At 60.7% G+C, this 12252-nt stretch carries 10 protein-coding genes; 5 read left to right on the top strand and 5 right to left on the bottom strand.

Translation table 11 applies throughout. The features are described from left to right. The first annotated feature begins 236 nt into the window (after nucleotides 1-236). Nucleotides 237-920, top strand: a complete 684-nt coding sequence (locus tag BW43_RS18890) for a response regulator transcription factor (RefSeq protein ID WP_010564812.1) — start codon at nucleotides 237-239, stop codon at nucleotides 918-920. Continuing rightward, entirely contained in the window at nucleotides 898-2289 is a 1392-nt protein-coding gene (locus tag BW43_RS18895; protein ID WP_032885772.1) for a HAMP domain-containing sensor histidine kinase, read from the top strand. The genes BW43_RS18890 and BW43_RS18895 overlap by 23 nt, the downstream gene beginning before the upstream one ends. A gap of 676 nt (nucleotides 2290-2965) precedes the next feature. Here the strand turns inward: BW43_RS18895 and BW43_RS18900 are convergent. Next, complete coding sequence (locus BW43_RS18900) at nucleotides 2966-3376, bottom strand: SRPBCC family protein (RefSeq protein WP_032885770.1); 411 nt, start codon at nucleotides 3374-3376, stop codon at nucleotides 2966-2968. A 240-nt stretch (nucleotides 3377-3616) separates the two neighbouring features. Between BW43_RS18900 and BW43_RS18905 the strand changes: the two genes are divergently transcribed. After that, nucleotides 3617-5779, top strand: a complete 2163-nt coding sequence (locus BW43_RS18905) for a TonB-dependent siderophore receptor (protein ID WP_032885769.1) — start codon at nucleotides 3617-3619, stop codon at nucleotides 5777-5779. 3 nt (nucleotides 5780-5782) lie between these two features. On the opposite strand, the gene BW43_RS18910 is transcribed toward BW43_RS18905, so the two are convergent. Further along, nucleotides 5783-6220 carry a carboxymuconolactone decarboxylase family protein gene (locus tag BW43_RS18910; RefSeq protein WP_032885767.1) on the bottom strand — a complete coding sequence of 146 codons (438 nt, stop codon included), beginning with the start codon at nucleotides 6218-6220 and terminating at the stop codon, nucleotides 5783-5785. A 96-nt stretch (nucleotides 6221-6316) separates the two neighbouring features. Further along, complete coding sequence (locus BW43_RS18915; protein ID WP_032885766.1) at nucleotides 6317-6787, bottom strand: Lrp/AsnC family transcriptional regulator; 471 nt, start codon at nucleotides 6785-6787, stop codon at nucleotides 6317-6319. A gap of 123 nt (nucleotides 6788-6910) precedes the next feature. On the opposite strand from BW43_RS18915, the gene BW43_RS18920 reads away from it, so the two are divergent. Next, entirely contained in the window at nucleotides 6911-8155 is a 1245-nt protein-coding gene (locus tag BW43_RS18920; RefSeq protein WP_032885763.1) for a methionine gamma-lyase, read from the top strand. Nucleotides 8156-8297: 142 nt separating this feature from the next. Beyond that, complete coding sequence (locus BW43_RS18925) at nucleotides 8298-8966, top strand: response regulator transcription factor (protein ID WP_177326421.1); 669 nt, start codon at nucleotides 8298-8300, stop codon at nucleotides 8964-8966. Between the two features lie 117 nt (nucleotides 8967-9083). On the opposite strand, the gene BW43_RS18930 is transcribed toward BW43_RS18925, so the two are convergent. Together BW43_RS18930 and macA are read right to left on the bottom strand one after the other, a co-directional pair. Beyond that, nucleotides 9084-11042: a MacB family efflux pump subunit gene (locus BW43_RS18930; RefSeq protein ID WP_032885760.1), complete on the bottom strand. Its 1959-nt coding sequence runs from the start codon at nucleotides 11040-11042 to the stop codon at nucleotides 9084-9086. A 3-nt stretch (nucleotides 11043-11045) separates the two neighbouring features. Next, nucleotides 11046-12197, bottom strand: a complete 1152-nt coding sequence (gene macA / locus BW43_RS18935) for a macrolide transporter subunit MacA (RefSeq protein ID WP_032885759.1) — start codon at nucleotides 12195-12197, stop codon at nucleotides 11046-11048. Nucleotides 12198-12252 lie beyond the last annotated feature (55 nt).

The following is a 12252-nucleotide window of genomic DNA, read 5'->3' as shown; positions in this document are numbered from 1 at the left end:
TAAAATTAAAATCGTTTAAATTCAACACGTTAACTCGATTGAACTTAACCGAACCATGCAAGTTGCAAGATAGGGCTTTCACCAGCGGGCGTTATGCAAGCCCTGCCCCCCTTTATGAGCGCCAACCGTGGAAACAGGGTGAGCTTCAGAAACATGAAGTTTTATTTAGGAAGCGTTCAGCCATTTCTTGGCAAAATGCCCCCACTTCTAGTGTGAATCGCTCACCAGGTAATCCTATGACCCGCATTTTGACCATCGAGGATGACGCCGTAACGGCCCGCGAGATCGTCGCCGAGCTGAGTAGCCATGGACTGGACGTAGATTGGGTGGACAACGGCCGCGAAGGCCTGGTCCGCGCCGTGAGTGGTGATTACGATCTGATCACCCTCGACCGCATGCTGCCCGAACTCGATGGCTTGGCCATCGTCACCACCCTGCGCACCATTGGGGTGTCGACGCCGATCCTGATGATCAGCGCCCTCTCCGATGTCGACGAACGCGTACGCGGCCTGCGCGCCGGGGGTGATGACTACCTGACCAAGCCGTTCGCCTCCGATGAAATGGCCGCCCGCGTCGAAGTGCTGCTGCGCCGCAAAAGCACGGTCAAGGAGTTCGAAACCGCCCTGCGCGTGGCCGACCTGGAACTCAACCTGATCAGCCGCGAAGCCAGTCGCGCCGATCAGCCCCTGAGCCTGTTGCCCACCGAATACAAACTGCTGGAATTTTTGATGCGTAACACCGGGCAGATCCTGTCGCGGATGATGATCTTCGAGGAAGTCTGGGGCTATCACTTTGACCCAGGCACCAACCTGATCGACGTGCACATCGGCCGCCTGCGCAAGAAAATCGATCCACCGGGCCTCACGCCGCTGATCCGCACGGTACGAGGTTCCGGTTATGTCATTGCTGAACCCCTCTAAGGGCTGGCGTTCTTCCAGTAGCCGTCTGCTGGCGCTGTACAGTTCGCTGTTCGTGGCCTGGAGTTGCATCCTCATGGGGGTGCTGTATTACGAAGTCTCCGGTTACCTGAGCGACCTCTCGCGCCACTCGCTGATGCAGCGCCAGCACCTGTTCCAGCGTTTCGACGGTGAAGAACTGGTTGAAGCGCTGACCACCAGCATGACCTTCGACATGAAGGGTGTGGACGCCTACGGCCTGTTCGACGAGCAATTTCGACCCTTGAGCGGGCCGATCCGCGCGATACCACCCGACTTGCCCCTGGACGGCAAGATCCACACCCTGACCAATTGCGTCGACTCCGACGATCCCAAACTGCCCAAGGACAGCTGCGACGCCGTCGCCACCCACACCGACGAAGGCCGCTGGCTGGTGCTGGTGCGCGCCAACGGTTCGCTGTTTGGTGTGACGCGGATCATCTGGCATGCATTGCTGTGGGCATTGTCCCTGACGATCATCCCCGGCGCTGCCGGCTGGCATTTGCTCCGTCGCCGTCCGTTACGGCGGATTCGCGGGATCCAGGCCAGCGCCGAAGCCATCGTCGCCGGCGACCTCACGCACCGCTTGCCATTGTCCAACCGCCGTGACGAACTGGACATGCTCGCGGCCATCGTCAACGCCATGCTCGACCGCATCGAGAAGCTGATGAACGAGGTCAAGGGTGTGTGCGACAACATTGCCCACGACCTGCGCACCCCGCTCACCCGCCTGCGCGCGCAGTTGTACCGCATCAAGCAGCAGGCCGAAGCCGAGTCGGCGCATGCGTTGCAACTGGACGACGCCATCGCCGAAACCGACACCCTGATGGCGCGCTTTCGCGGGCTATTGCGTATCTCGGAGCTGGAAGACCACCAGCGCCGCTCAGGCTTTCTGGTGATGGACCCACTGCCGCTGCTGCGCGAGTTACACGACTTCTACCTGCCCCTGGCCGAAGAAGGCGAGCTGCATCTGGTGCTCGACACCCCGGAATCCTTGCCGTGGATCACCGGCGACCGCGCACTGCTGTTCGAAGCCCTGGCCAACCTGCTGAGCAACTCAATCAAATTCTCCCCTGCGGGAGGCGAAGTGATTTTGCGCGCGGTCAACGATGGCGGCAGCACGCGCATCGAAGTGCACGACTCCGGACCGGGCATACCGGCGGCAGAACGCAAAGCAGTGTTCCAACGGTTTTATCGCGTGGATGAGAGCGACCAACAAGGTGGGTTCGGGTTGGGCTTGTCGATTGTGGCGGCGATCATCAACTTGCACGGATTCAAGTTGGAAGTAGGCAGCAGTGCAAGCGGGGGCGCGCGGTTGGTATTGGAGTGCCGCCAACAGCTTATGCCCGAATAGCCTTAACCGAGTGAATGTGCGTGTTGTGGTGCGCCATTCATTATTCTGCTGTACCCGTTATCTTGCTGTACCAGCTATCCCGTGGTGCCAGTTGTCTGCGGTGACAGCTATCTGTAGTGACAGCTATCTGTGGTGACAGCTATCTGTGGTGACAGTTGTCTGTAGTACCAGTTGCCTGTAGTGACAGTTATCTGTGGTGAGCGGGCTTGCCCCGCGCTGGGTGGCGAAGCCGCCCCAAACCAGGCGACCCGGACGCTGCCTGATACTACGCGGTGCGCTTATTGGGGCCGCTTCGCAGCCCGGCGCGGGACAAGCCCGCTCACTACAGAAGCGCGCTCATGAGGTCAGAAATTCGCCCGCAGCGCCTCAACACCGCCCTTGTAAACCCCGGCAAATTGGAGTGCCAGTTGTCTGTGATGACAGTTATCTATGGCGACAGTTATCTGTGGCGACAGTTATCTGTGGTGACAGTTATCTGTGGTGACAGTTGTCTGTGGTGACAGTTGTCTGTAGTGCCAGTTATCTGTGGTGAGCGGGCTTGCCCCGCGCTGGGTGGCGAAGCCGCCCCAAACCAGGCGACCCGGACGCTGCCTGATACTACGCGGTGCGTTTATTGGGGCCGCTTCGCAGCCCGGCGCGGGGCAAGCCCGCTCACTACAGAAGCGCGCTCATGAGGTCAGAAATTCGCCCGCAGCGCCTCAACCCCGCCCTTGTAAACCCCAGCAAATAACTCTTCGACCGCAGCATCCGTGGTGCCCGCCGCCGGTGTGAATACGCCCGACCAGGTTACCTTCGCCGACGATTCGCTCAGCGCTTCAACCTGCAACGTCGCCAGGTACGCAGTCACAGGAAATGACGATTCCTCGATGGTGTAGCTGTAGGTGCGCGCCACGTTATCAAAGGTCTGCAAACGTTCTACGATCACACCACCGTCGCCAGTGGTCAGGTGACGCAAGCGGCCGCCTTCGCCTGGCTCGCTCTTGGCGATCAGCGGCAACCAGTCCGGCAGGCTGTTGAAGCCGCCAACCAATTGCCAGACCGTGTCGGCCGATACCGGGATTTCAATCACTGCAGATGCTGTTGCCACGGTAAATCTCCAAGTCGTAGGAAAACGTCGTCCAGACTGCCACGCCACGCGCCTCAATGCATCAACTCCCTCAAGCAGCGGCGAACACAACACCTTTAGGCGTTCTTGCTGAAATCTAATCCCTAAGCCAGCTTCCACCGTTGCGGGTGAGGTGAAAGAACCATTCTCGATAACTTGTAAAACCGCGCCGTAATGCCTAGTTTATGCGCCCCCCGCCCTGCGCTTTAAGGCCCTGCCCCCATGGTTTTGCGTTTTCGTCCCGTCGTTAGTTCACGTTTCGCCCTCGGCCTGTTGCTCAGCGGCGGTATTGGCAACAGCCTCGCGGCAGAGATCGAACTGCCGGCCGTGAAGGTTCAGGGCCAGGATGAGTCAGGTTATCGCGCCGATACCGCCTCGGTCGGCGGCTTCACTGAAGCACCGCTGCTGGAAACCCCGGCGTCGATCAGCGTGTTCAACGCCGACCTGATCAAGGACCAGCAAGCGCGACTGCTCAGTGAGGTGCTGCGCAACGACGCCTCGGTAGGCGACAGCTATGCGCCCATCGGCTACTACGAAAACTTCGTGGTGCGCGGCTTCTCGCTGAATGCGGCAAGCAGTTACAAGATCAACGGGCGCACCATCACCGGCGAACAGAACGTGGCCCTGGAAAACAAGCAACAGGTCGAAGTGCTCAAGGGCCTGGCCGGCCTGCAAAGCGGGATTTCCGAGCCCAGCGGCGTGATCAACTATGTGACCAAGCGCCCTGAGGATGTGCGCTCGGTCACGGTGTCCACCGATGACCGCGGCAGTGGCTATATCGCCACCGACGTCGGCGGCTGGTTTGGCAGCGAGCAGCAATTCGGGCTGCGCGCCAACGTCGCCCATGAAGACCTCAATTCCTACGTGGAGCATGCCAACGGCCAGCGCGACTTTGTGTCCCTGGCCTTCGACTGGAACATCGGCCCCGACGCGGTGCTGCAACTGGACGCGGAATACCAGAACAAGCAACAACGCTCGGTACCGGGCTACCAGTTACTGGGCGGCACTGAGGTGCCCCACGACGCCTCGCCGAAAAAACTGCTGGGCCACCAGAGCGGCTCCAAGCAAGTCGGCATCGACTCGTTGAACCTCAACGGCAGGTTTGAATACCGCTTCAGCGACCAGTGGAAAGGCAGCGTCAGCGCCGCGCGCAGCAAGGTGGTGATCGATGATTACAGCTCGTTCGCCTGGGGCTGCTATGGCTCGACCAGTTGCACCTCAAGCGTGCCGAACACCTTCAGCCCCGAAGGAAACTACGACGTCTACGACTACCGCAGCCCCGACGACACCCGCCGCGACGACGAAGTGCAGGCGGCCATGACCGGGTTGTTCGACACCGCAGGCATCGGCCATGAGCTGACCTTTGGCACCAGCGCGTTCCGTCGGGTGATCGACAAGCGCAACCCGGTCAACGAGTACATCGGCACCAGCAACATCGACGAAGACACGCCGACGTTCACCCCCACCGACAAACCGCTGAATCCAAGCCACCGCAACCTCGACAGCCGCCAATACGGCGTGTTCGTCACCGACCGCATCCGTTTCAATGAGCAATGGCAAACCATCCTCGGTGGCCGCGAAGTGCGCCTGGATGAAAAAGCCTTCGACGCTGTCAGCGGCGACCAGACACGCCATACCCAGCAATACGTGTTCCTGCCCCAGGCTTCGCTGATCTACACACCCATTGAAAACCTCTCGCTGTACACCAGCTACAGCAAGGGCCTGTCCCTGGGCGGCACCGCGCCGTGGTTCGCCACCAACGCTGCTGAAACCCTGGCACCCACCACCTCACGCCAGATCGAAGCCGGGGTGAAATACGACTGGCGCCGCATCAGCTTCGCCGCTGCCGTGTTCCAGACCCGCCAGGCCTACCAGTACGCCAAGCCCGGTGCTGCCGGCGACTTCACCTATGTGCAGCAGGGCGAGCAGAAAAACACCGGATTAGAACTCTCGGCCAACGGCTGGGCCACTGAACGCCTGCAAATCTCCACCAGCGTGGCGGCGATTCGCGCACGGGTGACCGGCAGCGGCACGCCGCAATACGAAGCGCATCAGGCGATCAACGTGCCGAAGCTGCGCGCCAGTGTCTACGCCGACTACGCGTTGCCGTGGGTGAATGGGTTGGCGGTGCTCGGCGGCGTGCAATACAGCGCCAAGAAGTACGCCAACCGCAGCGGCAATGTGGAGGTGGGAGATTATGCGGTGGTCAACGTCGGCAGCCGCTACACCACCAAGGTCGACGGCTACGAGACGGTGTTCCGCCTGAGCGTCGACAACCTGTTCGACAAGCGCTACTGGCGCGACGCGGGTGAGTACATGGGCGATGACTATCTGTTCCAAGGCGCGCCACTGACGGCGCGCCTGAGTGCCTCAGTCAACTTCTGACGCTTACTTGGGCATCTTGCGAAAACCCACCGCCAGACGGTTCCAGCTGTTGATGGTCGCGATCGCCACGCTCAGGTCGATCTGCTCTTGGGCGCTGAATTCAGCGGCCAGCACGTTGAAGTCTTCGTCCGGAGCGTGGGTCTGGCTGATCAGCGTCAGGCTTTCAGCCCAGGCCAGCGCCGCACGTTCACGGGGGGTGAAGAACGGCGTTTCACGCCAGGCTGACAGGGTGTAGAGGCGACGCTCGGTTTCGCCGCCCTTGCGGGCATCGGCGGTGTGCATGTCCAGGCAGAAGGCGCAGCCGTTGATCTGCGACACACGCAGGCGGATCAATTCCAGCAACGGCAACTCGATGGAGAGTTTGCCGACCGCCGCTTCAAGGGCAAGCATGGCTTTCATGGCGTCCGGGGAAGCGGTGTAGAAGTCGGTACGGGATTGCATGGTGGAACTCCAGAACGGTGGGATTGGTGGCTAGGTTAGTCACCGTCGCGGCCGTCAGGAATATCCAATTCCGGGGAAGATCAGGTAGCCAATGCATCAGCCCGGCAACGGAATCACCCGCAACGGCCGCACCGACTTATAAGAAAAACTCGAATAGATCTCTTTGACGCACGGCAGCGTCTGCAACACCTCCCGCGCAAACTCGCCAAACGACTCCAAGTCCTTGGCGACCACTTCGAGCAAAAAGTCATAGCGCCCCGATACGTTATGACAGGCCACGATTTCCGGAATCTCCAACAACCGCTGCTCAAACGCCCGGGCGATATCCTGGGTGTGGCTTTCCATCATGATGCTGACAAACGCCGTCACCCCATACCCCAGCGCCTTGGGCGAAAGAATCGCCTGGTAACCGCTGATCACCCCGCTCTCCTCCAGGTGACGGACCCGACGCCAGCACGGTGACGTGGTCAGGGACACGCGTTCGGCGAGTTCGGCCACGGTTAAACGGGCATTGCCTTGCAGGGCGTTCAATAACGCTTTGTCGGTGCGGTCCAAGGTGACGGGCATGATTTGCCTCTGTTCATTATTTTTAGGGTTTTTTCATCCCTTAACGCGGGATTTGTCGGCAAAGTTTGGAAAATTCAGCCTTGGTTATGAGCATAGCATTGTAGGAAATAAGGAGCGCCCGACATGAACAATAAACATAATGCATTCGGCTTTTCTACCCGCGCCATCCACCACGGCTACGACCCCAAGGACCACCACGGCGCGCTCGTGCCGCCGACCTACCTGTCAGCCACGTTTGCGTTTCCCACTGCCGAATACGGCGCCGCCTGTTTTGCCGGCGAAGCCGACGGCCACTTCTATACACGCATTTCCAACCCGACTCTGGCGCTGCTGGAATCGCGCATGGCCACCCTGGAAAACGGCGAGGCGGCAGTGGCGTTCAGCTCCGGCATGGGCGCAATTGCCGCGACGTTCTGGACCCTGCTGCGGCCAGGCGATGAGGTGATCGTCAGCCAGACCCTCTACGGCTGCACCTTCGCTCTGCTGCACCACGGCATTGGTGAGTTCGGCATCAAGGTGCGCCATGTGGACCTCACCGACCTGGCCGCCCTGCGAGCGGCGCTCAGCCCTGCCACTCGTATGATCTACTGTGAAACCCCGGCCAACCCCACCCTGCAATTGGTGGACATCACAGCCGTGGCCGCCCTCGCCCATCAACAGCCAAACGTGACGGTGGTGATCGACAACACCTACTGCACGCCGTACCTGCAACGCCCGCTGGAACTGGGTGCCGATGTGGTGGTGCACTCGGCCACCAAGTACCTCAGCGGCCACGGCGACATCACCGCCGGCATCGCCGTCAGCAACCTGGCCACGGCCCAGCGCATTCGCCTGCAAGGTCTCAAGGACCTGACCGGCGCGGTGATGTCGCCCCAGGACGCGTCGCTGCTGATGCGCGGGCTCAAGACCCTGGCCCTGCGCATGGACCGCCACTGCAGCAACGCCCAGGCCGTGGCCGAAGCGTTGCAGGCGCACCCGGCGGTGGAGTGGGTCACGTATCCGGGGCTGCCCTCTTTCCCGCAATACGAACTGGCGGCGCGGCAAATGAGCCAGTCGGGCGGCATGATTGCTTTCGAGCTCAAGGGCGGGATCGATAGCGGTCGGCGCTTCATGAATGCCCTCAAGCTGTTCACCCGCGCGGTCAGCCTCGGCGACGCTGAATCCCTGGCCCAGCATCCGGCGAGCATGACCCATTCCACCTACACCCCGGAACAGCGCGCGCACCACGGCATCAGCGAAGGCCTGGTGCGTTTATCGGTCGGGCTTGAGGACGTTGCCGACCTGCTGGCGGATGTGCAGCAAGCACTGGCCACATGCACGCGCGCCTTGCCGCGCCGAACGCTGATGGCGGCGCATGCGGTGAGATGAGTTTTGTTTTGCGCTGGCGGCGGTCGGACAGGTCCGGCCGCCGTTGGCCGTGCTTAATCTGGTTTTTTTCCCAATTGGATCCCCATCCCGCCGCCAGGCTGTACTAGCATACGTCCTGCACTCGACATTCATGGACGAACTGATGAACTCAAACCTGTTCCCACATATAGGCAAGGTCATCGCCAGCACCGGCAGTCGCCATTTCCCACGCATGCTGCATGACCTGATTCTCACCCAACTGGCAGTGGACGCCACCCATATCACCCAAATGCGCGTGAGCCCCGAAGGGCACACCCGCCGCAAGATCAGCCCGGTCTACACCGATTCGGTGGCGGCCCTGGGCGAAGCACAACCCGCCGCACAACTGCACCTCACACGCCGCAAAGACGACGTGCGCTACGTGCTGTCGGTGTACCGCTCGCACCAGTCCGAAAGCTTTTCGCCTCAGGAGCGCAGCATGCTGCAGGACTTCTCCACCCTGCTGCTGCCGATGGTGGAAAAACACATCGCCGCGATCCAGCCCTGCCGCCAGGACAGCGATCCGAGGGAGCCGCAAAACCAGGGCATCGACACCCTGCGCCGACGCATTGAAGAACGCCTGGTGCAATCGGGCCTGACCCTGTCCAACCGCGAGCTGGAAGTGTGTGTGGGCCTGCTGGCCGGGCGGACGGCGCCGGAGTTGGCGGAGCAACTGGCATTGAAGGTCAACACGATTGAAAGCTACCTCAAGCGGGCGGCGATCAAACTGGGGATCAGCGGACGGCATTCGTTGTTGCGCTGGATGTATTCCACGGACGACATCACCAGTTAAACCGGTGGGAGGGGGCTTGCCCCCGATAGCGGTGTGTCAGCCATAGATGCATCAACTGACAGTCCCTCATCGGGGGCAAGCCCCCTCCCACACTTGATCTTCACCGGCCAACAGAAATCAGTCCCTGGCCAATGCCTCAATCGGGTCCAGCCGCGCCGCGTTCCGCGCTGGCACAAAGCCGAACACAATGCCGATCAGCGTCGAACAGGCGAAGGCTGTGACGATTGAGCCGACCGAAAACACCATTTCCCATTCCTTCACAAACAGCGAAAACAGAAACCCCAGCGCGTAGGACAGCGAGATACCAATCAAGCCGCCGATCAGGCACACCATCACCGCTTCCACTAAAAACTGCTGACGAATGTCCGACTGCCGCGCGCCCACTGCCATGCGAATACCGATCTCACGAGTACGCTCGGTGACCGACACCAGCATGATATTCATCACGCCAATCCCCCCCACCAGCAATGAAATCACTGCGATCAACGACAACAGCAGCGCCAGGGAGCGGCTGGTTTTTTGCACCGTCTGCATGATGCTGTCGAGGTTGTTGGTGAAAAAATCCTTGGTGCCGTGGCGTTGCAGCATGAGCTTGTTGACGTTGTCTTCCACCACCTTGCTCGGCTGACCGTCCTTGATGCGCACGGTGATGCTGTCCAAGTGGCGCTGGCCTAAAAGACGCCCCGCCGCTGTTTCGTAAGGCACCCACACGTTGAGCGCCTTGCTGGCGGCGAACATGTTTTTGTTGTCGGCCGTCACGCCAATCACTGTGCACGGCAGGTTGCCCACCAGGATCACCTGGCCCAACGGGTCCACGTTCGGCCCGAACAGACGGTGCCGGGTGTTGTGGTCGATCACCACCACCTGGGCCTGGCGCCGTGCATCGCTTTCGCTGAAGGCAATACCGGCTTCAAGCTTCAGCCCCTTGACCTTGAAGTAGCGGTCGCTGACGCCATTGACTTGGGCATCCAGATCAATATTGCCATAGCGCAGCAACAGGCTGCGGCCCACCACCGGCGTGGCACTGTCCACGTAGTACAACTGGTTCAACGCGTCCACATCCGACGGCATCAGGGTTTCGATGGCCGAGGCGCGGCTGTCGCCGAAACTGGTGCCGGAAAAGATATCGATGGTGTTGCTGCCAATCGCCTGGATGTCCTTGAGCACATAGCGCTTGGCGCCTTCGCCGATGGCCGAGATCGACACCACCGAGGTGATGCCGATGACAATGCCGAGCATGGTCAGCAAGGTGCGCATGCGATGGGACACCAGCGCGACCCAGGCCATGTTGAACGCTTCCTTGAACAACCCAAGGCTCGCCACCAACCGCCGTGCGCCGCTGCGCCGGGGCTCTATCGGCGCCTCGGCAGGCGCGTCCAATCCACTGCGGGTGTTGGCCTTGTCACTGATGATCTCGCCGTCGCAGACCTCGACAATACGCTGGGCATTCGCCGCCACCTTGGGATCGTGCGTGACGATAATCACCGTGTGCCCGGCCGCGTGCAGCTCGGCGAGGATACGCATCACCTCCTTGCCGCTGTGGGTGTCGAGGGCGCCGGTGGGTTCGTCAGCGAGGATCACTTCACCGCCATTCATCAAGGCCCGGGCGATACTCACCCGTTGCTGCTGCCCGCCCGACAACTGGCTGGGACGGTGGGTGGTGTGGCTGGCCAGCCCCAGGCGTTCGAGCAACTCCCGTGCGCGACTGTGGCGTTGAGTCTGTGGGGTGCCCGCGTAAATCGCCGGCATTTCCACGTTGTGCAAAGCACTGAGGTGCGCCAGCAAGTGGTAGCGCTGGAAGATGAACCCGAAATAATCGCGGCGCAGTTCCGCCAGTTGTTCATCACCCAACGAACGGGTTTCGATGCCATTGATCTTGTAACTGCCGGCAGTGGCGTAATCCAGGCCGCCAAGGATATTCATTAAGGTGGATTTACCGGAACCGGACGCACCGATAATCGCGATCATTTCCCCGGCCTGAATCGTCAGGTCGATACCCTTGAGCGCAATGAACTCACGCTCGCCGGCCATGAAACTGCGGGTGATGCCCTTGAGTTCCAACAGTGGCTGGCTCATCCGTCAGTTCCCCGCCACAGCAGGCGACGCATCACCGATCACCACTTTATCGCCCTCGGCCAGGCCCTCCAGGATCTGCACCTTGACGTTGTTGTTGATGCCGGTTTTTACATCACGGGACACCGCCTTGCCCTTGGCATCCAGCACCCGCAGCGCGTAACTGCCGTCGTTATTGCGCGCCCCGAGCGCCGCCACCGGCACCATCAACGCGGCCTGGGCGGTGTCGAGCACGATACGCACCTGGGCGGTCATGGCGATGCGCAGGCGATGGTCGGGGTTGGGCACATCGAACAACGCGTTGTAGAACACCGCCGTGTTCTGCTTGGGCGTGCCGGCGGTCTGGGTTTCAAGGAAGTTCTGCGGTGCCGGCTCGGTGCCGCGCAGCTTGGCGTAGTAGCGTTTGTCGGCTTCACCGAGGATGGTGAAATACACCTGCTGGCCGGGGCTGATATGAATCACATCCGCCTCCGACACCTGGGCCTTGACCGTCATGGTGTCCAGGTCCGCCAACTTGAGCAGCACCGGCGCCAGTTGGCTGGCGATCACCGTCTGGCCTTCCTGGGTGACGATGCCCACCACATCGCCGTCGATGGGCGCATTGATGCGGGTGTAATCCAGGTTGATCTTGGCGGTGTCGATCTGAATATGTGCGCTTTTGATCTGCGCATCCAGGGCCAACAGATTGGCCTGCTGCACCTGGAAGGTCGATTCGGCATCTTCAAAGTCCTGGCGCGATACCGACTCGTCATCCTGCAAGCCTTTGTAGCGTTCATACACCGACTTGGCCTGCTTGAGCTGAGCCGCCGTGGCCCTGCGCTGGGCCTGGAGGTTTTCCTCATCCACTTGGGCTTTGCGCAGGGTGTTTTGCAGGATCAACGGGTCGATTTCGGCGAGCCATTGGCCCTTTTTTACCTTGTCGCCCACTTTGACCTTGAGTGACTTTAACTGGCCGGAGACTTGGGCGCCGACGTCGACTTGCTTGATGCCTTCGAGTAGGCCGGTGGCCAGGACGGCGTTTTCGATGTCGCCGCGTTCGGCGGTGGCGGTGAGGTACAGCGGTGCGTCGGCCGGTGCCTGGACGGTGTAGATGATTAGGCTGATGGCTACGGCCAGTACGGTGAATATGCCGATTTTGCGGAATTTAGAGTTTTGCATAGATGACCATAGAAAGTGGTTTGGCCCGGCCTATTGGGTTGGGCTTTTTTTGATT

This window comes from Pseudomonas sp. RIT357, from assembly GCF_000632245.1.
GTDB classification, from domain to species: Bacteria; Pseudomonadota; Gammaproteobacteria; order Pseudomonadales; family Pseudomonadaceae; genus Aquipseudomonas; species Aquipseudomonas sivasensis.
The sequence above is the reverse complement of the archived record's forward strand: the minus strand, read 5'-3'. Positions and strand labels throughout refer to the sequence as shown.

Coding starts and splice junctions, on each gene's coding strand:
- BW43_RS18890 (WP_010564812.1), top strand. CDS start 237: ATGACCCGCATTTTGACCATCGAGGATGACGCCGTAACGGCCCGCGAG.
- BW43_RS18895 (WP_032885772.1), top strand. CDS start 898: ATGTCATTGCTGAACCCCTCTAAGGGCTGGCGTTCTTCCAGTAGCCGT.
- BW43_RS18905 (WP_032885769.1), top strand. CDS start 3,617: ATGGTTTTGCGTTTTCGTCCCGTCGTTAGTTCACGTTTCGCCCTCGGC.
- BW43_RS18910 (WP_032885767.1), bottom strand. CDS start 6,220: ATGCAATCCCGTACCGACTTCTACACCGCTTCCCCGGACGCCATGAAA.
- BW43_RS18915 (WP_032885766.1), bottom strand. CDS start 6,787: ATGCCCGTCACCTTGGACCGCACCGACAAAGCGTTATTGAACGCCCTG.
- BW43_RS18920 (WP_032885763.1), top strand. CDS start 6,911: ATGAACAATAAACATAATGCATTCGGCTTTTCTACCCGCGCCATCCAC.
- BW43_RS18925 (WP_177326421.1), top strand. CDS start 8,298: ATGAACTCAAACCTGTTCCCACATATAGGCAAGGTCATCGCCAGCACC.
- BW43_RS18930 (WP_032885760.1), bottom strand. CDS start 11,042: ATGAGCCAGCCACTGTTGGAACTCAAGGGCATCACCCGCAGTTTCATG.
- macA (WP_032885759.1), bottom strand. CDS start 12,197: ATGCAAAACTCTAAATTCCGCAAAATCGGCATATTCACCGTACTGGCC.